General features: G+C 42.2%; 25 protein-coding genes and 1 rRNA gene. 24 read left to right on the top strand and 2 right to left on the bottom strand.

Annotated features, from left to right (window positions below):
- Positions 1 to 4: 4 nt before the first annotated feature.
- The 22 genes from rpsE (at position 5) to salA (ending at position 15,146) form a co-directional block, all read left to right on the top strand.
- A complete protein-coding gene (rpsE, locus tag AC0DBE_RS20465) occupies positions 5 to 505 on the top strand; it encodes a 30S ribosomal protein S5 (RefSeq protein ID WP_003156493.1) in 501 nt (166 codons plus the stop codon).
- Between the two features lie 13 nt (positions 506 to 518).
- Positions 519 to 698 carry a 50S ribosomal protein L30 gene (rpmD, locus tag AC0DBE_RS20460; protein ID WP_003156497.1) on the top strand — a complete coding sequence of 60 codons (180 nt, stop codon included), beginning with the start codon at positions 519 to 521 and terminating at the stop codon, positions 696 to 698.
- A gap of 30 nt (positions 699 to 728) precedes the next feature.
- A complete protein-coding gene (rplO, locus tag AC0DBE_RS20455; RefSeq protein ID WP_003225819.1) occupies positions 729 to 1,169 on the top strand; it encodes a 50S ribosomal protein L15 in 441 nt (146 codons plus the stop codon).
- Position 1,170: 1 nt separating this feature from the next.
- A complete protein-coding gene (secY, locus tag AC0DBE_RS20450; protein ID WP_014112348.1) occupies positions 1,171 to 2,466 on the top strand; it encodes a preprotein translocase subunit SecY in 1,296 nt (431 codons plus the stop codon).
- A 54-nt stretch (positions 2,467 to 2,520) separates the two neighbouring features.
- Entirely contained in the window at positions 2,521 to 3,174 is a 654-nt protein-coding gene (locus tag AC0DBE_RS20445; protein WP_003225823.1) for an adenylate kinase, read from the top strand.
- On the top strand, positions 3,171 to 3,917 hold the full coding sequence (gene map / locus AC0DBE_RS20440) for a type I methionyl aminopeptidase (RefSeq protein ID WP_003225828.1): 747 nt from the start codon (positions 3,171 to 3,173) through the stop codon (positions 3,915 to 3,917). Before AC0DBE_RS20445 ends, map begins: the two co-directional genes overlap by 4 nt.
- A gap of 310 nt (positions 3,918 to 4,227) precedes the next feature.
- Entirely contained in the window at positions 4,228 to 4,446 is a 219-nt protein-coding gene (gene infA, locus AC0DBE_RS20435) for a translation initiation factor IF-1 (protein ID WP_003156508.1), read from the top strand.
- Between the two features lie 33 nt (positions 4,447 to 4,479).
- On the top strand, positions 4,480 to 4,593 hold the full coding sequence (rpmJ, locus tag AC0DBE_RS20430; RefSeq protein ID WP_003156543.1) for a 50S ribosomal protein L36: 114 nt from the start codon (positions 4,480 to 4,482) through the stop codon (positions 4,591 to 4,593).
- Positions 4,594 to 4,615: 22 nt separating this feature from the next.
- On the top strand, positions 4,616 to 4,981 hold the full coding sequence (gene rpsM, locus AC0DBE_RS20425; RefSeq protein WP_003235095.1) for a 30S ribosomal protein S13: 366 nt from the start codon (positions 4,616 to 4,618) through the stop codon (positions 4,979 to 4,981).
- Between the two features lie 20 nt (positions 4,982 to 5,001).
- Complete coding sequence (gene rpsK, locus AC0DBE_RS20420; RefSeq protein ID WP_009966385.1) at positions 5,002 to 5,397, top strand: 30S ribosomal protein S11; 396 nt, start codon at positions 5,002 to 5,004, stop codon at positions 5,395 to 5,397.
- Between the two features lie 176 nt (positions 5,398 to 5,573).
- Entirely contained in the window at positions 5,574 to 6,518 is a 945-nt protein-coding gene (locus tag AC0DBE_RS20415; protein ID WP_003225835.1) for a DNA-directed RNA polymerase subunit alpha, read from the top strand.
- Between the two features lie 77 nt (positions 6,519 to 6,595).
- Positions 6,596 to 6,958: a 50S ribosomal protein L17 gene (rplQ, locus tag AC0DBE_RS20410; protein WP_003225836.1), complete on the top strand. Its 363-nt coding sequence runs from the start codon at positions 6,596 to 6,598 to the stop codon at positions 6,956 to 6,958.
- Between the two features lie 129 nt (positions 6,959 to 7,087).
- Positions 7,088 to 7,933 carry an energy-coupling factor ABC transporter ATP-binding protein gene (locus tag AC0DBE_RS20405; protein WP_014112350.1) on the top strand — a complete coding sequence of 282 codons (846 nt, stop codon included), beginning with the start codon at positions 7,088 to 7,090 and terminating at the stop codon, positions 7,931 to 7,933.
- A complete protein-coding gene (locus AC0DBE_RS20400) occupies positions 7,909 to 8,778 on the top strand; it encodes an energy-coupling factor ABC transporter ATP-binding protein (protein ID WP_072182896.1) in 870 nt (289 codons plus the stop codon). The genes AC0DBE_RS20405 and AC0DBE_RS20400 overlap by 25 nt, the downstream gene beginning before the upstream one ends.
- Positions 8,775 to 9,572 (top strand): energy-coupling factor transporter transmembrane component T family protein, encoded by a 798-nt coding sequence (locus AC0DBE_RS20395; protein ID WP_014112351.1) that lies wholly within the window; start codon positions 8,775 to 8,777, stop codon positions 9,570 to 9,572. Before AC0DBE_RS20400 ends, AC0DBE_RS20395 begins: the two co-directional genes overlap by 4 nt.
- A 9-nt stretch (positions 9,573 to 9,581) precedes the next feature.
- Entirely contained in the window at positions 9,582 to 10,325 is a 744-nt protein-coding gene (gene truA / locus AC0DBE_RS20390; RefSeq protein ID WP_061188096.1) for a tRNA pseudouridine(38-40) synthase TruA, read from the top strand.
- Between the two features lie 161 nt (positions 10,326 to 10,486).
- Positions 10,487 to 10,924: a 50S ribosomal protein L13 gene (gene rplM, locus AC0DBE_RS20385; RefSeq protein ID WP_003241966.1), complete on the top strand. Its 438-nt coding sequence runs from the start codon at positions 10,487 to 10,489 to the stop codon at positions 10,922 to 10,924.
- A 20-nt stretch (positions 10,925 to 10,944) separates the two neighbouring features.
- Positions 10,945 to 11,337, top strand: coding sequence for a 30S ribosomal protein S9 (gene rpsI, locus AC0DBE_RS20380; RefSeq protein ID WP_004399691.1), 393 nt, complete (start codon positions 10,945 to 10,947; stop codon positions 11,335 to 11,337).
- 475 nt (positions 11,338 to 11,812) lie between these two features.
- Positions 11,813 to 12,580, top strand: coding sequence for a class I SAM-dependent methyltransferase (locus AC0DBE_RS20375; protein WP_472963568.1), 768 nt, complete (start codon positions 11,813 to 11,815; stop codon positions 12,578 to 12,580).
- Positions 12,581 to 12,775: 195 nt separating this feature from the next.
- Positions 12,776 to 13,219, top strand: a complete 444-nt coding sequence (locus AC0DBE_RS20370; protein WP_014112355.1) for a YbaK family protein — start codon at positions 12,776 to 12,778, stop codon at positions 13,217 to 13,219.
- A 59-nt stretch (positions 13,220 to 13,278) separates the two neighbouring features.
- Positions 13,279 to 13,992 carry an N-acetylmuramoyl-L-alanine amidase CwlD gene (gene cwlD, locus AC0DBE_RS20365; protein WP_014112356.1) on the top strand — a complete coding sequence of 238 codons (714 nt, stop codon included), beginning with the start codon at positions 13,279 to 13,281 and terminating at the stop codon, positions 13,990 to 13,992.
- 95 nt (positions 13,993 to 14,087) lie between these two features.
- Entirely contained in the window at positions 14,088 to 15,146 is a 1,059-nt protein-coding gene (gene salA, locus AC0DBE_RS20360) for an iron-sulfur carrier protein/transcriptional regulator SalA (RefSeq protein ID WP_472963566.1), read from the top strand.
- Between the two features lie 37 nt (positions 15,147 to 15,183).
- On the opposite strand, the gene gerD is transcribed toward salA, so the two are convergent.
- Positions 15,184 to 15,741: a spore germination lipoprotein GerD gene (gene gerD / locus AC0DBE_RS20355; RefSeq protein WP_014112358.1), complete on the bottom strand. Its 558-nt coding sequence runs from the start codon at positions 15,739 to 15,741 to the stop codon at positions 15,184 to 15,186.
- A gap of 109 nt (positions 15,742 to 15,850) precedes the next feature.
- Here gerD and kbaA point away from each other — a divergent pair, with 109 nt between their 5' ends.
- A complete protein-coding gene (kbaA, locus tag AC0DBE_RS20350; RefSeq protein WP_003225859.1) occupies positions 15,851 to 16,447 on the top strand; it encodes a KinB-signaling pathway activation protein in 597 nt (198 codons plus the stop codon).
- Here the strand turns inward: kbaA and pdaB are convergent, their stop codons facing one another.
- Positions 16,448 to 17,212, bottom strand: coding sequence for a polysaccharide deacetylase family sporulation protein PdaB (gene pdaB, locus AC0DBE_RS20345; protein ID WP_472963564.1), 765 nt, complete (start codon positions 17,210 to 17,212; stop codon positions 16,448 to 16,450).
- 416 nt (positions 17,213 to 17,628) lie between these two features.
- Between pdaB and AC0DBE_RS20340 the strand changes: the two genes are divergently transcribed.
- Positions 17,629 to 17,721: ribosomal RNA gene (locus tag AC0DBE_RS20340) — 16S ribosomal RNA — on the top strand; the annotation flags it as partial.

Here is a 17,721-nt window from a genome sequence, read left to right as displayed (position 1 = left end):
GATTATGCGTCGTATTGACCCAAGCAAATTAGAGTTAGAAGAACGCTTAGTTACGGTTAACCGCGTAGCGAAAGTTGTTAAAGGTGGTCGTCGTTTCCGCTTCGCAGCTCTAGTCGTTGTCGGTGACAAAAACGGACACGTAGGATTCGGTACTGGTAAAGCACAAGAAGTACCAGAAGCGATCCGCAAAGCTGTTGAAGATGCGAAAAAGAATTTGATTGAAGTACCAATGGTTGGAACTACAATTCCACACGAAATCATCGGACGTTTCGGTGCAGGTAACATCTTGTTAAAACCTGCTTCTGAAGGTACTGGAGTTATCGCTGGAGGCCCTGTACGTGCGGTACTTGAGCTTGCTGGTGTAGCTGATATCCTTTCTAAGTCTTTAGGTTCTAACACACCGATCAACATGATTCGTGCAACACTTCAAGGCTTAAGTGAACTTAAGCGTGCTGAAGAGGTTGCGAAGCTTCGTGGAAAATCTGTAGAAGAACTGTTAGGATAAGGAGGGAATATTAATGGCTAAATTAGAAATTACCCTCAAACGAAGTGTAATCGGTCGCCCGGAAGATCAACGCGTTACTGTCAGAACACTTGGTTTAAAGAAAACAAACCAAACTGTTGTTCATGAAGACAACGCTGCGATCCGTGGTATGATTAATAAAGTATCTCATTTAGTTTCTGTTAAAGAACAATAAAAATAATTGATCGGATAAGGAGGTGTCCTAATGAAACTTCATGAATTAAAACCTTCAGAAGGTTCACGCAAAACGCGTAATCGCGTAGGTCGTGGTATTGGTTCTGGCAACGGTAAAACAGCTGGTAAAGGTCACAAAGGTCAAAACGCTCGTTCTGGCGGCGGTGTACGCCCTGGATTCGAGGGGGGACAAATGCCTTTATTCCAACGTCTTCCTAAACGCGGTTTCACTAACATTAACCGCAAGGAATACGCTGTAGTCAACCTAGACAAATTGAACGGTTTTGCAGAAGGAACGGAAGTCACTCCTGAACTTCTTCTTGAGACTGGTGTTATTAGCAAACTTAATGCAGGAGTAAAGATTCTTGGCAACGGTAAATTAGAGAAAAAATTAACTGTAAAAGCCAATAAATTCTCTGCTTCTGCGAAAGAAGCTGTTGAAGCTGCTGGCGGTACAGCTGAGGTGATCTAACTTGTTTAAAACAATCTCCAACTTTATGCGTGTGAGTGATATCAGGAATAAAATCATATTCACTTTACTCATGCTTATCGTCTTTCGCATAGGTGCGTTTATTCCTGTGCCTTATGTTAACGCTGAAGTGTTACAGGCACAGTCTCAAATGGGTGTTTTTGATCTCCTTAATACATTTGGCGGCGGTGCGCTTTACCAATTTTCCATTTTCGCAATGGGAATTACTCCTTATATCACAGCTTCGATCATCATTCAGCTGCTTCAGATGGATGTTGTGCCGAAGTTTACCGAGTGGTCTAAGCAAGGTGAAGTTGGCCGCCGTAAATTAGCTCAGTTCACAAGGTACTTTACGATTGTGCTTGGTTTCATCCAGGCGTTAGGTATGTCTTACGGATTCAACAATCTGGCAAACGGTATGCTGATCGAAAAATCCGGTATATCGACATATCTTATCATTGCTTTAGTACTCACTGGCGGAACTGCCTTTTTAATGTGGCTTGGAGAACAAATTACGTCTCATGGAGTAGGCAACGGAATATCGATCATTATCTTCGCGGGGATTGTGGCTAGTATTCCAAAAACAATTGGACAAATATATGAGACTCAATTTGTCGGCAGCAACGATCAGTTGTTTATTCATATTGTGAAAGTCGGACTTCTTGTGATTGCGATTTTAGCAGTTATTGTTGGAGTTATTTTCATTCAGCAAGCCGTGCGGAAAATTGCGATTCAATATGCTAAAGGCACAGGTCGTTCACCTGCTGGCGGAGGTCAGTCTACACACCTTCCATTGAAAGTGAACCCTGCAGGGGTTATTCCGGTAATCTTTGCGGTTGCGTTTTTGATAACGCCGCGGACGATCGCGTCATTCTTTGGAACAAACGATGTGACAAAGTGGATTCAAAACTACTTTGATAATACGCATCCGGTGGGTATGGCGATATATGTTGCGTTGATTATTGCCTTTACGTACTTTTATGCTTTTGTACAGGTCAATCCTGAACAAATGGCTGATAACCTTAAAAAACAGGGTGGCTATATCCCGGGGGTTCGTCCAGGGAAAATGACTCAAGATAGAATTACGAGCATTTTGTATCGACTTACGTTTGTGGGTTCTATATTCTTAGCCGTGATTTCCATTCTTCCTATCTTTTTCATTCAATTCGCTGGATTGCCTCAAAGTGCACAAATTGGCGGAACATCTTTGTTAATTGTTGTCGGGGTAGCCTTGGAGACAATGAAACAACTAGAAAGCCAGTTGGTGAAACGAAACTACCGTGGATTTATGAAAAACTAGAGGAAATGGGTTTATCCATTCCCTCTTAATAAAGAGAGGACGGGGGAAATCCGAATGAACTTAGTCTTAATGGGGCTTCCTGGTGCCGGTAAAGGCACACAGGGCGAACGAATTGTTGAGGATTATGGGATTCCTCATATCTCAACAGGAGATATGTTCCGTGCTGCTATGAAAGAAGAAACACCACTCGGACTCGAAGCAAAATCTTATATTGATAAGGGAGAGCTCGTACCTGATGAAGTCACAATCGGAATTGTAAAAGAAAGACTTGGCAAAGACGATTGTGAAAGAGGTTTTCTTCTGGACGGATTTCCGCGAACAGTCGCTCAAGCCGAAGCTCTTGAAGAAATTCTTGAGGAATACGGCAAGCCGATTGATTATGTCATTAACATTGAAGTCGACAAAGATGTTCTGATGGAACGTCTGACTGGACGCAGAATTTGCAGTGTTTGCGGCACAACCTATCATTTAGTCTTTAATCCGCCGAAAACGCCGGGTGTTTGTGATAAAGACGGAGGCGAACTCTATCAACGGGCAGATGATAATGAGGAAACCGTCTCTAAACGGCTTGAGGTAAACATGAAGCAAACTCAGCCTTTACTCGATTTCTATTCTGAGAAAGGTTATCTTGCAAACGTGAATGGCCAACAGGACATTCAAGACGTTTATGCAGATGTGAAGGATCTTCTTGGAGGATTAAAAAAATGATTATCTGTAAAACCCCACGTGAACTTGGTATCATGCGGGAAGCAGGGCGAATCGTGGCTTTAACTCATGAAGAGTTAAAAAAGCACATTAAACCAGGAATCTCGACAAAAGAATTGGATCAAATTGCCGAACGTTTTATTAAGAAGCAGGGTGCAATCCCATCTTTTAAGGGGTATAATGGGTTTCGCGGGAGCATTTGCGTATCAGTTAATGAAGAACTCGTTCACGGCATACCTGGCAGCAGGGTGCTGAAGGACGGTGACATCATCAGTATTGATATCGGTGCTAAATTAAATGGTTATCATGGTGACTCTGCATGGACATATCCGGTAGGAAACATCAGCGATGATGACAAAAAACTTCTGGAAGTGACAGAGGAGTCTTTATATAAAGGCTTGCAGGAAGCAAAACCAGGTGAACGTTTGTCGAATATTTCCCACGCAATACAAACGTATGTCGAAAATGAGCAGTTTTCAGTTGTTAGGGAGTATGTCGGACATGGTGTTGGTCAAGACTTGCATGAGGACCCGCAAATTCCTCATTACGGTCCGCCCAACAAAGGACCACGGCTCAAACCTGGCATGGTTCTCGCTATTGAACCTATGGTGAACGCTGGCAGCCGCTACGTGAAAACATTGGCTGATAACTGGACGGTTGTAACGGTAGATGGGAAAAAGTGTGCTCATTTTGAACATACGATTGCGATTACGGAAACGGGTTTTGATATACTGACGAGAGTCTAGGTGATGAAATAATTCCGAAGACAGATGTTTTTCCGGCTTGATAGGGCAGAAAGTTAGGATGAACATTGGCAGGACCGAATTCATCTTGTCGTTGTCATTGGGGTTGTTGACCATCATCAATGTACTAACAGCAGACGGAGAAAAGCGTACATTACATTCTCCTAAGAAAAAGAATATCAATCATTTAACCCTTTATGATTGCGTATCTCCGGAAGTTCAGAACAGTATAAACGAAACAGGGCGTGTGACAAACTTCTTTTGAAATTTGTCAGAAAGCAAGTTACTGATTTGAAGAAGGGAGAACACTTGAATGGCGAAAGACGATGTAATTGAAGTGGAAGGTACTATAGTCGAAACACTGCCAAACGCGATGTTCAAAGTTGAACTTGAAAATGGCCACACTGTTTTGGCTCATGTATCTGGTAAAATCCGCATGCACTTCATTCGCATTTTACCTGGAGACAAAGTTACGGTAGAATTATCTCCATATGACTTAACTCGTGGCAGGATTACGTACCGTTACAAATAAAGCACTCCGGAAACTGAAGGAGGTTGGAAACACATGAAAGTGAGACCATCAGTTAAACCAATCTGCGAAAAATGTAAAGTTATTCGCAGAAAAGGAAAAGTAATGGTGATCTGTGAAAATCCAAAGCATAAACAAAAACAAGGATAATTTATAAGGAGGTGCCCAGAGAATGGCTCGTATTGCTGGTGTAGATATCCCACGTGACAAACGTGTTGTTATTTCTTTAACATACATCTTCGGAATTGGCCGCACAACGGCTCAGCAAGTTTTAAAAGAAGCTGGAGTTTCAGAAGATACTCGTGTGCGCGATCTTACTGAAGAAGAACTTGGTAAAATCCGTGATATTATTGACAAACTGAAAGTAGAAGGTGACCTTCGACGTGAAGTTTCTCTTAATATCAAACGTCTGATTGAAATCGGAAGCTACCGCGGAATCCGTCATCGCAGAGGATTACCTGTTCGCGGACAAAACTCTAAAAACAATGCGCGTACTCGTAAAGGTCCGCGTCGTACTGTAGCTAACAAGAAAAAATAAGTAAGGGAGGTTCTTAAACAATGGCTGCTGCTCGTAAATCTAACACGCGTAAACGTCGCGTGAAAAAGAATATTGAGTCTGGAATTGCTCATATTCGTTCAACTTTCAATAACACGATCGTTACGATCACTGACACTCATGGTAATGCTATTTCTTGGTCAAGTGCCGGAGCTTTAGGATTCAGAGGTTCTCGTAAATCTACTCCTTTTGCTGCGCAAATGGCTGCAGAAACAGCTGCTAAAGGTTCAATCGAACATGGTCTTAAAACTCTTGAGGTTACTGTTAAAGGCCCTGGTTCAGGTCGTGAAGCTGCAATCCGTGCGCTTCAAGCTGCTGGACTAGAAGTCACTGCTATCAGAGACGTAACTCCTGTTCCTCATAACGGATGCCGTCCACCAAAACGTCGCCGCGTGTAATTTGTTTGTATAGATTTTGTGTCCCTGTCAATAATGGGTTATGATACAGTTATTTATGAAACGAATGCACCGACTCGTTGCCTGAGCACATACGGGACTAAACAATGGGGAATTTCGGATGGAATCTCATATGATTCTATTCGAGGTTTCGACGTTTTGAAGGAGGGTTTTAAGTAATGATCGAGATTGAAAAACCAAAAATCGAAACGGTTGAAATCAGCGACGATGCCAAATTTGGTAAGTTTGTCGTAGAGCCACTTGAGCGTGGATATGGTACAACTCTGGGTAACTCCTTACGTCGTATCCTCTTATCCTCACTCCCTGGTGCCGCTGTAACATCAATCCAGATAGATGGTGTACTGCACGAATTCTCGACAATTGAAGGCGTTGTGGAAGATGTTACAACGATTATCTTACACATTAAAAAGCTTGCATTGAAAATTTACTCTGATGAAGAGAAGACGCTAGAAATTGATGTACAGGGTGAAGGAACTGTAACGGCAGCTGATATTACACACGATAGTGATGTAGAGATCTTAAATCCTGATCTTCATATCGCGACTCTTGGTGAGAATGCGAGTTTCCGAGTTCGCCTTACTGCTCAAAGAGGACGTGGGTATACGCCTGCTGACGCAAACAAGAGAGACGATCAGCCAATCGGCGTGATTCCGATCGATTCTATCTATACGCCAGTTTCTCGTGTATCTTATCAGGTAGAGAACACTCGTGTAGGCCAAGTTGCAAACTATGATAAACTTACACTTGATGTTTGGACTGATGGAAGCACTGGACCGAAAGAAGCCATTGCGCTTGGTTCAAAGATTTTAACTGAACACCTTAATATATTCGTTGGTTTAACTGACGAAGCTCAGCATGCTGAAATCATGGTTGAAAAAGAAGAAGATCAAAAAGAGAAAGTTCTTGAAATGACAATTGAAGAATTGGATCTTTCTGTTCGCTCTTACAACTGCTTAAAGCGTGCGGGTATTAACACGGTTCAAGAGCTTGCGAACAAGACGGAAGAAGATATGATGAAAGTTCGTAATCTAGGACGCAAATCACTTGAAGAAGTGAAAGCGAAACTAGAAGAACTTGGACTCGGACTTCGCAAAGACGATTGACTAGTTTCCCTTGTGAACTAGGATTTTCGTGTGTTTATTATTCAGAAACAGCATTTCAATAAAGGAGGGGACATCACATGTCATACAGAAAACTAGGACGTACGAGTGCACAGCGTAAAGCTATGCTTCGTGATCTTACAACTGATTTGATCATCAACGAAAGAATCGAAACAACTGAAACACGTGCGAAAGAACTTCGCTCTGTAGTTGAAAAAATGATCACGCTTGGCAAACGCGGTGATCTTCACGCTCGCCGTCAAGCTGCTGCATACATCCGCAACGAGGTTGCTAACGAAGAAAATAACCAAGATGCACTTCAAAAATTATTCTCTGACATTGCAACTCGTTACGAGGAGCGCCAAGGTGGATACACACGTATTATGAAGCTTGGTCCTCGCCGTGGTGACGGAGCACCAATGGCAATTATCGAATTGGTTTAATCACATATTTTTGTGTATCTAAAGAAGGGCGGGACAGTTTCTAACTGGATCTATGCCCTTTTTTTAGATACTGCAACTTTTTATATAGAGAGAAAAGCAGAGCATTAGCTGAGAGGAGGCCGGTTTTCCATGAATCAAAATCAGTTGATATCGGTAGAGGATATCGTTTTTCGATATCGGAAAGACGCAGAAAGACGAGCACTAGACGGCGTCTCCCTGCAGGTGTATGAGGGTGAATGGCTTGCAATTGTAGGTCATAACGGTTCAGGGAAATCAACACTGGCCCGGGCATTGAATGGTTTAATCCTTCCTGAATCAGGCGACATCGAGGTTGCCGGGATTCAATTGACAGAGGAATCGGTTTGGGAAGTGCGTAAAAAGATAGGTATGGTCTTTCAAAATCCGGATAACCAATTTGTCGGAACGACTGTTCGCGATGATGTGGCTTTTGGTTTAGAAAACAATGGTGTACCGCGGGAAGAAATGATTGAGAGAGTAGACTGGGCAGTAAAACAGGTGAACATGCAAGATTTTCTCGATCAAGAGCCGCACCATCTCTCCGGAGGCCAAAAGCAGAGAGTTGCGATTGCGGGTGTTATTGCCGCACGTCCTGATATTATTATCTTAGATGAAGCAACATCCATGCTTGACCCGATTGGGCGAGAAGAAGTGCTTGAAACGGTAAGACATTTAAAGGAGCAAGGCATGGCGACTGTCATTTCCATCACACATGATCTGAATGAGGCAGCAAAAGCAGACAGGATCATTGTGATGAATGGCGGTAAGAAATATGCCGAAGGGCTGCCTGAAGAGATTTTTAAATTGAATAAAGAACTTGTTCGAATTGGGCTTGATTTACCCTTCTCATTCCAGCTTAGCCAGCTTTTAAGAGAAAATGGACTGGCTTTGGAAGAAAATCATTTGACTCAGGAAGGGCTGGTGAAAGAGCTATGGACATTACAATCAAAGATGTAGAACATCGTTATCAGATGAAGACGCCGTTTGAGCGCCTTGCACTGTATGATATCAATGCATCGATTAAAGAAGGCAGCTACGTAGCCGTTATTGGGCATACAGGCTCTGGCAAGTCCACTCTTCTTCAGCACCTGAATGGTCTTCTGAAGCCGACGAAGGGACAGATATCACTAGGCAGCACAGTCATTCAGGCAGGGAAAAAGAATAAAGAGCTGAAAACCCTTCGTAAAAAAGTCGGAATCGTTTTCCAATTTCCTGAGCATCAATTATTCGAAGAGACAGTTCTCAAAGATATTTCATTCGGACCGATGAACTTTGGTGTGAAAAAAGAAGATGCTGAACAAAAAGCGAGAGAGATGCTGAAGCTTGTAGGTTTATCAGAAGAGCTTTTGGACAGATCGCCTTTTGAATTAAGCGGGGGGCAAATGCGCAGAGTTGCAATTGCCGGCGTACTTGCAATGGACCCTGAAGTGCTTGTTCTTGATGAACCGACTGCAGGATTGGACCCAAGAGGGCGAAAAGAGATTATGGACATGTTTTATGAGCTTCATCAACGGGGAAACCTGACGACGATCCTTGTGACACACAGCATGGAGGATGCGGCTGCATACGCTGATGAAATGATCGTTATGCATAAAGGAACGATACAAGCATCAGGCAGTCCGCGTGATTTGTTTTTAAAAGGTGAAGAGATGGCTGGATGGGGGCTGGATCTTCCGGAAACGATAAAATTTCAAAGACAGCTGGAAGCTGCACTTGGCGTCAGATTTAAAGAGCCTATGCTCACAATTGAAGATGCCGCTGCTGAAATCCGTGCTCTTTTTCAGGGGGAGAAGACCTTATGATGGACAGCATGATTATCGGCAAGTATGTACCAGGCTCTTCACTTGTACATCGGCTTGATCCCAGAACAAAACTCATTACGATCTTTTTATTTGTCTGCATCGTATTTCTAGCCAATAATGTACAGACATATGCGCTTCTTGGATTATTTACTGTAGGCGTCGTTTCTTTAACAAGAGTTCCTTTCTCTTTTTTAATGAAAGGGCTAAAGCCAATCATCTGGATTGTCCTCTTTACGTTCCTTCTTCACATTTTAATGACACATGAAGGACCGGTTATTTTTCAATTAGGTGTTTTCAAAGTCTATGAGGGCGGTTTGGTCCAAGGGATATTCATTTCTCTTAGATTCGTCTATTTGATTTTAATTACAACCTTATTAACGCTGACGACAACACCGATTGAGATTACCGATGGAATGGAGCAGCTGCTGAATCCATTGAAAAAAATAAAGCTTCCTGTTCACGAGCTTGCTCTTATGATGTCAATTTCTTTGCGGTTTATTCCGACCTTGATGGAGGAGACAGATAAGATCATGAAGGCTCAGATGGCGCGAGGCGTTGATTTTACAAGCGGACCTGTCAAAGACAGAGTGAAGGCTATTGTCCCGCTTCTTGTCCCTCTCTTCGTCAGTGCATTCAAACGCGCCGAAGAGCTTGCTGTGGCAATGGAAGCCAGGGGATATCAAGGCGGAGAGGGACGTACGAAATACAGAAAGCTTGTATGGACAGGAAAAGACACTTCTGTCATTGTGAGCTTGATGATTTTGGCTGCTTTGTTATTTTTCTTAAGGACATAGAGGTGCTGTATGAGACTGAAATGCACGATTTCTTATGACGGACATTTGTTTAATGGATATCAGGTACAGCCGGGAAAAAGAACGGTTCAGAATGAACTTGAGAAGGCTTTGGCTGTCCTGCATAAGTCGAAAGACAGAATTCCGGTCGTTTCGTCAGGAAGAACAGATAGCGGGGTTCACGCAGCCGGACAGGTGATTCATTTTGATACTCCGCTGTCTATCCCGGCGGAGAGATGGCCGTATGCTTTAAATGCACTGCTTCCGGACGATATCGCAGTCAAACAGGCGGAAATTGCGGATGATGGGTTCCATGCACGATTTAGCGCAGTCAAAAAAGAATATCGCTATTTTGTATACACGGAGAAACACCCGGACGTATTTAAACGGCATTACGCTTACCATTTTTCATATCACCTTAATGTGCAGAACATGAGAGAAGCGGCAAAGCATCTTATAGGGACACATGATTTTACGAGCTTTTGTGCGGTTAAAACAGAAGTGCAGGACAAGGTAAGAACGATTTACGAACTTGATTGGACTGAGACGGATGACGGCCTGCAAATGCGGATCACAGGCAGCGGTTTCTTATATAATATGGTCAGAATTATTGCGGGTACTTTGCTTGATGCAGGTATTGGAAAAATTTCTCCCGATGATGTGAAATCCATGCTGGCAGCGAAGGATCGCGAAGCGGCAGGGCGTACAGCACCGGGGCATGGGCTATATTTATGGAACGTTTACTATGACAACTAAACCAGGTGTATAATATTTTCTTGACAGAGTCTGCATAAAGTTATAAGATATCATATGGTATGTATTTCAACCCCACGATAAGCCCCGGAACTTATTGTGTTGTGAAATAGAACGTAATCGAAGTTTATTGAAAATGACAGATCATTTAGGAGGGAAATTCAATGCGTACAACACCTATGGCTAACGCAAGTACTATTGAACGCAAGTGGTTAGTTGTTGATGCTGCTGGTAAGACTTTAGGTCGTCTTTCTTCAGAAGTTGCAGCTATCCTTCGCGGAAAACACAAACCAACTTACACACCACACGTTGATACTGGAGATCATGTGATCATCATCAACGCTGAAAAAATCGAGTTAACTGGTAAAAAGTTAACTGACAAAATCTACTACCGTCACACTCAACATCCAGGCGGATTAAAATCAAGAACTGCTCTTGAAATGCGTACAAACTACCCTGAGAAAATGCTTGAGCTTGCTATCAAAGGCATGCTTCCAAAAGGTTCTCTAGGTCGTCAAATGTTCAAAAAATTGAACGTATACCGTGGTTCTGAGCATCCACACGAAGCACAAAAACCTGAAGTTTACGAACTTCGCGGTTAATTAAAAAGGAGGTTACCAATTTGGCACAGGTTCAATATTACGGTACTGGCCGTCGTAAAAGCTCTGTAGCGCGTGTGCGTTTAGTTCCAGGAGAAGGTCGTATCGTCGTTAATAATCGTGAAATCAGCGAACACATCCCATCTGCAGCTCTAATCGAAGATATCAAACAACCATTAACTTTGACTGAAACAGCTGGCACTTATGATGTTTTAGTAAACGTACATGGAGGCGGCTTATCTGGTCAAGCTGGAGCAATCCGTCACGGTATCGCTCGTGCTTTGCTTGAAGCAGATCCAGAATACCGTACAACTCTTAAACGTGCAGGTCTTCTGACTCGTGACGCTCGTATGAAAGAACGTAAAAAATACGGTCTTAAAGGCGCTCGTCGTGCACCTCAGTTCTCAAAACGTTAATTTTACGTTTTCAAAGCTCTCGACCTTGTGTTGGGAGCTTTTTTATATTAATAAAATGCTCATACCTCCGCATACAGTAAGATAACTAAATGAACGCTTGACGGACTAAGCAAAATGCTTGCTTATAAACGGTCTCACTGTAATAATCATGATAGCTTTCATGTCATTACTACGTTTGGAATCTGGTCAAAGTTCTTAATGGTTATGTCGTCAGTCCAGCTCATTCTAACCACTGGTCTCAACCTGTTAAATCTCCCTGCTGATTCTTCAACTGTATCATAGCCCGGAGGAACACTAGCTCTTTGCTAATGACACCATTTGACGAAATAAGTGTAAATCTGATGACGTAAATCACATATCTCCTTTGTGATTTTTTTGCGTTTTTATGAACTTTTTTCTAAATATACAAAGGGAAAGCGATAACAATCTAGAAATATTTGTTATACTCTATACATTAAAGTAAGGAGAACGATTCATGAATGCGTTAGTAGACCATAATAGCAAAGCCTGGGATCAAAAAGTAGAAACAGGCAATGAATGGACTGTTGCTGTTGAGCAGCATGTCATCGAACAAGCGAAAACAGGCAATTGGGATATAAGGGTAACACCAATGAAAGATGTACCGAGGGATTGGTTTCCCCCTGTCAACGGGCTGAAAGTACTCTGTTTAGCATCAGGTGGCGGCCAGCAAGGCCCGATTTTGGCAGCTGCAGGAGCGGATGTCACTGTATTAGATAACTCGGAAAAACAGCTGGATCAGGATAGAATGGTTGCTGAGCGCGATGATCTCAAGATACATACTGTCAAAGGAAGCATGGACGACCTCAGTCAATTTAAGGATGAATCATTTGATGTCATTGTACATCCTGTTGCCAATGTTTTTGTTGAGAACGTCCTCCCAGTCTGGAAGGAAGCGCACCGTGTGCTGAAAAGAAACGGTGTTCTAATCTCAGGCTTTGTAAATCCAGTCGTATTTCTGTTTGATGTAGAATTAGAACAGCAAGGGATTTTAAAAGTAAAACACTCCATTCCATATGCCGACTCAGTAGATCTTCCAAAGCATAAAGTGAAAAAACTGATTGAAAAAAATGAGGCTCTGGAATTCGGCCATTCCTTAGAAGACCAAATCAAGGGCCAGATTGATGCCGGTTTTATCATCACTGGATTTTACGAAGATAAAGGCGGGTTTGTATTGGACCAATATATTCATACATATTCTGCAACAAGAAGCGTGAAAGTATGAAAAGCAGCGACCTATTAAAGGGGCTGTTTTTTTAATAATCACTAACAGAACATTTGTTCCGACCTCGTGGAAAGTTGCTACATCCTCTTCTTTTTATCGATTCGGCACCTTCATTTGGGCGAATTTCCAATCGAATTCGGGCATTGTTTCACTATCCAATCCTCAAAATAACCGGTAAAAGGAGAGTGAATTTGTATGGCAGAAGTACTGTCTTTTATGGATGTGAAACGCCAAAAGGATTTTGAATTAGAAAAGAACTTGCTCAAAGAACTCTCTCTGAGACAAATTATCCAGTCTGTTAAGGACTGTTTGGAACCATTATTTCCATTTTTTCATGATGAAAGAGATATTATTACCGAAGGCTGTATTGATTTTGCGATAGAAGCTTATTTGTTAGGCGGGCGTTTTGGGATATTCGGCTATTACGGAGAATCCATGCAGAGCATCAGTGCTCGCTCTGCAAGAGAAGAAGAAGAGCTTCGTATGGAGTTTTTTGATTATCTCTATAATTGGACACACGAGCAATACACAACATTTGATAAAAATACGGTTTATGAAGCAGCACGCAAGTTCATTAAAGACTGGTGGACAGAGGGGTTTGTCCAAAGAGAAAAACAGTGTAAGCTTCGCATGCGTTAATCATATTTCCCGGCCCTGTCCCATAGTTATGTAGTAACGGACAAGCGGGAGGGGAAGGGATGAGGAAAAAGCTTAAATGGCTTGGTTTTTTGCTAGGCTTTATCGTATTACTATTTCTATTCAAGTATCAGTTCAGCAATAACGATTCTTGGAAGCCATGGAGTCTGCCCTTGAGCGGGAAAATTATTTATCTGGATCCAGGTCATGGCGGGCCTGACGGCGGAGCAGTCGGCGGAAAGCTGTTAGAGAAGGATGTAACCCTGGAAGTGGCCTTTAGAGTCAGGGATTACCTTCAGGAACAAGGAGCGCTTGTCATCATGACCAGAGAAAGTGATACCGATCTCGCTCCAGAAGGAACGAAGGGCTACAGCAGACGAAAAGCAGAAGACTTAAGGCAGCGAGTTAAATTAATAAACCATTCAGAGGCTGAACTCTATATCAGCATTCATCTCAATGCGATTCCGTCACAAAAATGGAGCGGAGCCCAAAGCTTTTATTTCGGAAAATATGCGGAAAATGAGAAAGTCGCGAAATACATTCAGGATGAGTTGAGAAGAAACTTGGAAAACACAACCCGGAAAGCAAAGCGGATTCATGGTATCTACTTAATGCAAAACGTCACCAAACCGGGGGCGCTTGTAGAAGTTGGATTTCTATCCAATCCAAATGAAGCAAGGCTGCTCGGGAAGTCGAAATATCAGGACAAGGTGGCATCTTCCATATATAAAGGCATTTTGAGATATTTCACAGAAAAAGGAGACCCTCCGGAGTAAAGGAGGGTTTTCTTATGGTTCTAAGCATAAGACACCCGCCATTTATGTATGATATAATAATGCTTGTAAACGAATACACAAAAGGGTGAGGTTCGATGATAAGAGAAGATGAAGTAAGAAAACTAGTCGGTGAAATGCGCGAACCTTTTCTTCAAAGACCTCTGGGAGAATTGGATGCCGTTAAGGAAATTAAAATAAAGCCTGAAAAACAGCATGTCAGTGTAAAAGTCGCTCTTGCCAAAACCGGAACTGCAGAACAAATGCAGATTCAGCAAGAGATCGTAAACGTCTTAAAAGGGGGAGGCGCTGAGACGGTCGGCCTTCGATTTGAAGAGCTGCCTGAAGAAACGGTTGCAAAATTCCGGGCGCCGTCAGCTGAGAAAAAAACATTGTTAAATATGGATAACCCACCAGTCTTTCTTGCTGTAGCAAGCGGAAAAGGCGGCGTAGGCAAATCAACTGTGTCAGTAAACCTTGCTATTTCTCTGGCTCGTCTTGGGAAAAAGGTCGGTTTAATTGATGCGGATATTTATGGCTTCAGTGTGCCGGATATGATGGGTATCACTGTGCGTCCTACTGTTGAAGGAGAGAAACTGCTTCCTGTTGAACGCTTTGGGGTAAAGGTGATGTCAATGGGCTTCTTCGTAGAAGAAAATGCTCCGGTCGTATGGAGGGGGCCAATGCTTGGCAAAATGCTAAACAACTTTTTCCACGAAGTAGAGTGGGGAGAAGTAGACTATATCGTTCTTGATCTTCCGCCTGGGACGGGGGACGTTGCTCTCGATGTACATACTATGCTTCCGAGCTGTAAAGAAATCATAGTATCGACACCGCATCCAACAGCTGCTTTTGTCGCAGCGAGAGCGGGTTCTATGGCAATTAAAACCGATCATGAGGTCGTTGGTGTCATAGAAAACATGGCTTATTATGAAAGTGCAAAGACAGGGGAAAGAGAATATGTCTTTGGAAAAGGCGGGGGAGATAAACTAGCTGAGGAACTAAACGTGCCTTTGCTCGGCAGAATCCCGTTGAAACAGCCTGATTGGGATCAGGACCAATTTGCGCCGTCTGTTTATGATGAAAATCATCCTATTGGAGAAATTTATCAGGACATTGCAAAAAAAATAGTTGCAAAAATGTCAGTGCAAGTATAAAAAAGGTGAACCGGGATTCTAGATCCCGGCTTTCCCTTTATTCACTTTCTTTGGCAGTATCTTTTGCTGCTTTTTTTAGCTCATCTTCGAACTGTTTTTTGTAAAGCGGACTAGAAAGTGTTTCGTTAATAACCTCTTCTAAATAACTGCGGAATTCTTGGCTTTTTGCCAGTTCGCTGTACTTTTTATTCATACCCGGATCCTGCATAACGCCCATCAGCATCTTCTGGTAATCCGGATCCTTCATCAGTTTTTTAATCACTTTTTCATGCTCTGTCTGAAGAGTTTTGGCAAAGCCTTGAGCAAAATCAGTGTCTTCAAAAATGTTTTTCCAGAATTCTTCACCTTTTTTAGAGGTAAGTGTTTTTTCTATTGTTCCTTTAATCGCATCTTGGTCAATCACCAGCGCTTCATTCATCGCATCATCGTTTAATAATTCCTTAATTGCTTTCTTTCCATCATCAGTTTTTAATATATCAACAACCATTTTTTTGGTCTGATCATAGTCCATATCCGCTGCTTGGTCTTTTGGAGCGCAAGCTGTTACAGATAATAACAAAAAACAGCTCATCAATAGCATTTTGGCTTTTGACATGCTTAAGCTCCTTTCACATACTTGTCTTACTTTTAATATGATTCATCTGTTTGGAATTATACATAACAAAATATCGCGGTTTGCGATTTTTGAGGGGATGAATAAAGAAATGAAAAGCCGTGGTTTGGTTCGTTTTTTCTTTTCTATTTTAGCTGTCGGAGCGGTTATCACGAGTATTGTGGGTTTTGCTTTAAAATGGGGAGAATATAGGGGACTGTTTCTTGCTTTTGAAGCGGGACAGATTTTCTCTGTTTTATTTTGGTTTATCGGTGTAGGCATGATTTTCAGTGTGATCAGCCAAATGGGTTTTTTCGTGTTTTTAACAGTTCACCGGTTTGCGCTTGAGATATTAAGGTCCTCGTCTTTGTGGAATTTGCTTCAGCTGTTTTTCATCCTGTTTGTTGCTTTTGATTTAATGTACGTGCGTTTTTTATTTTTTGGAGAGAGCGGAGAGTCGCTGGCTGGCTATGCGTGGTTACCGGTGTTTTTATTGATATTTGGAGTGATTACAGCTTATATAAAGCAAAAGCAGTCCTCTAAGAAAACGTTTGTGTCATCGTTGTTTTTAATGGTTGTGATTACCGCATTAGAATGGTTCCCTGCGCTAAGAGTAAATGATGAGGACTGGCTTTATTTAATGCTTTTCCCGTTAATGGCGTGTAATGCTTTCCAATTGCTGATGCTGCCGAAGTTTGCAGCAAAGTAATTACTTTACCTCTGCGGATTTGGCATCTGAATTTGCGATGAGATCACCTACGGTTACATTTTTTAATCCTTTTTCTTTAAGATGTTGGATGATATCGGGCAACGCTTCTTCTGTTTGTTTTGCCGAGTCGGAGGCGTGTAAAAGAATAATGTCTCCTCCGGAAACTTGCTTGCTCACATTGTCGATGATTTTATCAACCCCGGGATTTGTCCAATCTTGAGAGTTCACACTGTAATGAACAACTGTATAATTGTATTGCTTTGCGACCGTTAGAACATTCTTATTGAATTGTCCGGTAGGGGGTCTTAATAGCTGTATGTCTTTGATCCCTAACTTTTCAAAGGCAGTTTGTGCACGGTTAATGTCTTTTTTTATTTCGCTGCTTTCTAAATTGGCATAGTTTTTATAGGCGTACCCCATGCTCCCAATTTGATGGCCATCCTTCACTATACGTGCCACTGTGTCAGGGTGGCGTTCGGCCCAAGAAGCGGAAAGGAAAAATGTCGCATTTTTAATCCCGTTCGCTTTCAAGGTGTCAAGAATGGGTTCTGCTTTCTCATCCCCCCAGCTGATATCAAACGTAAGTGCGATGTCTTTTGAATCTGTTTCTCCTTTATAAATGGCTTTAGGTCCGGTGTCAGTTGAAAACACGGGAAGCGGGACAGCTCTTTGAATGTAAAAAAAGCTGGCTGCTGCAAATGCGGCGATAAGTATAATAATAAATTGTTTCACTCGTTTAATGTGCCACACATAGAAGTGATTCACTGATGAGTCCTCCTTATCTTGTCCATCATTCTTGTTTTACATTTTATGAGCATGGCCAATTGAATATAACCGATAAAATGTCGCTTAACATTCAGCTTAAATTAGGTGTTGACCTATTGATAATATCCGTGATATATTATTATTCGTCGCTGATAAACAGCCGACGTCAACTAAAAGCTTCATTAAATAGTTTGAAAAAAGTTGTTGACTTAAAAGAAGCTAAATGTTATAGTAATAAAGCTGCTTCGTTAAGCGGTAGTAATGATCTTTGAAAACTAAACAAGACAAAACGTACCTGTTAATTCATGTTTTATAAAATCGCACAGCGATGTGCGTAGTCAGTCAAACTAAGGCCTGCACGACGCAGGTCACACAGGTGTCACCGCAGGATGCGGTGAACTTAACCTGTGATCCATTTATCGGAGAGTTTGATCCTGGCTCAGGACGAACGCTGGCGGCGTGCCTAATACATGCAAGTCGAGCGGACAGATGGGAGCTTGCTCCCTGAT

The sequence above is a fragment of the Bacillus sp. VA15 genome (assembly GCF_055721145.1).
This window is presented reverse-complemented; position numbering and strand designations above follow the sequence as displayed.

What these genes read in the sequence shown, in the direction of transcription:
- rpsE (WP_003156493.1), top strand. Translation starts at nt 5, where the DNA reads ATGCGTCGTATTGACCCAAGCAAATTAGAGTTAGAAGAACGCTTAGTT.
- rpmD (WP_003156497.1), top strand. Translation starts at nt 519, where the DNA reads ATGGCTAAATTAGAAATTACCCTCAAACGAAGTGTAATCGGTCGCCCG.
- rplO (WP_003225819.1), top strand. Translation starts at nt 729, where the DNA reads ATGAAACTTCATGAATTAAAACCTTCAGAAGGTTCACGCAAAACGCGT.
- AC0DBE_RS20445 (WP_003225823.1), top strand. Translation starts at nt 2,521, where the DNA reads ATGAACTTAGTCTTAATGGGGCTTCCTGGTGCCGGTAAAGGCACACAG.
- map (WP_003225828.1), top strand. Translation starts at nt 3,171, where the DNA reads ATGATTATCTGTAAAACCCCACGTGAACTTGGTATCATGCGGGAAGCA.
- infA (WP_003156508.1), top strand. Translation starts at nt 4,228, where the DNA reads ATGGCGAAAGACGATGTAATTGAAGTGGAAGGTACTATAGTCGAAACA.
- rpmJ (WP_003156543.1), top strand. Translation starts at nt 4,480, where the DNA reads ATGAAAGTGAGACCATCAGTTAAACCAATCTGCGAAAAATGTAAAGTT.
- rpsM (WP_003235095.1), top strand. Translation starts at nt 4,616, where the DNA reads ATGGCTCGTATTGCTGGTGTAGATATCCCACGTGACAAACGTGTTGTT.
- rpsK (WP_009966385.1), top strand. Translation starts at nt 5,002, where the DNA reads ATGGCTGCTGCTCGTAAATCTAACACGCGTAAACGTCGCGTGAAAAAG.
- AC0DBE_RS20415 (WP_003225835.1), top strand. Translation starts at nt 5,574, where the DNA reads ATGATCGAGATTGAAAAACCAAAAATCGAAACGGTTGAAATCAGCGAC.
- rplQ (WP_003225836.1), top strand. Translation starts at nt 6,596, where the DNA reads ATGTCATACAGAAAACTAGGACGTACGAGTGCACAGCGTAAAGCTATG.
- AC0DBE_RS20405 (WP_014112350.1), top strand. Translation starts at nt 7,088, where the DNA reads ATGAATCAAAATCAGTTGATATCGGTAGAGGATATCGTTTTTCGATAT.
- AC0DBE_RS20400 (WP_072182896.1), top strand. Translation starts at nt 7,909, where the DNA reads ATGGACATTACAATCAAAGATGTAGAACATCGTTATCAGATGAAGACG.
- AC0DBE_RS20395 (WP_014112351.1), top strand. Translation starts at nt 8,775, where the DNA reads ATGATGGACAGCATGATTATCGGCAAGTATGTACCAGGCTCTTCACTT.
- truA (WP_061188096.1), top strand. Translation starts at nt 9,582, where the DNA reads ATGAGACTGAAATGCACGATTTCTTATGACGGACATTTGTTTAATGGA.
- rplM (WP_003241966.1), top strand. Translation starts at nt 10,487, where the DNA reads ATGCGTACAACACCTATGGCTAACGCAAGTACTATTGAACGCAAGTGG.
- AC0DBE_RS20375 (WP_472963568.1), top strand. Translation starts at nt 11,813, where the DNA reads ATGAATGCGTTAGTAGACCATAATAGCAAAGCCTGGGATCAAAAAGTA.
- AC0DBE_RS20370 (WP_014112355.1), top strand. Translation starts at nt 12,776, where the DNA reads ATGGCAGAAGTACTGTCTTTTATGGATGTGAAACGCCAAAAGGATTTT.
- cwlD (WP_014112356.1), top strand. Translation starts at nt 13,279, where the DNA reads ATGAGGAAAAAGCTTAAATGGCTTGGTTTTTTGCTAGGCTTTATCGTA.
- salA (WP_472963566.1), top strand. Translation starts at nt 14,088, where the DNA reads ATGATAAGAGAAGATGAAGTAAGAAAACTAGTCGGTGAAATGCGCGAA.
- gerD (WP_014112358.1), bottom strand. Translation starts at nt 15,741, where the DNA reads ATGTCAAAAGCCAAAATGCTATTGATGAGCTGTTTTTTGTTATTATCT.
- kbaA (WP_003225859.1), top strand. Translation starts at nt 15,851, where the DNA reads ATGAAAAGCCGTGGTTTGGTTCGTTTTTTCTTTTCTATTTTAGCTGTC.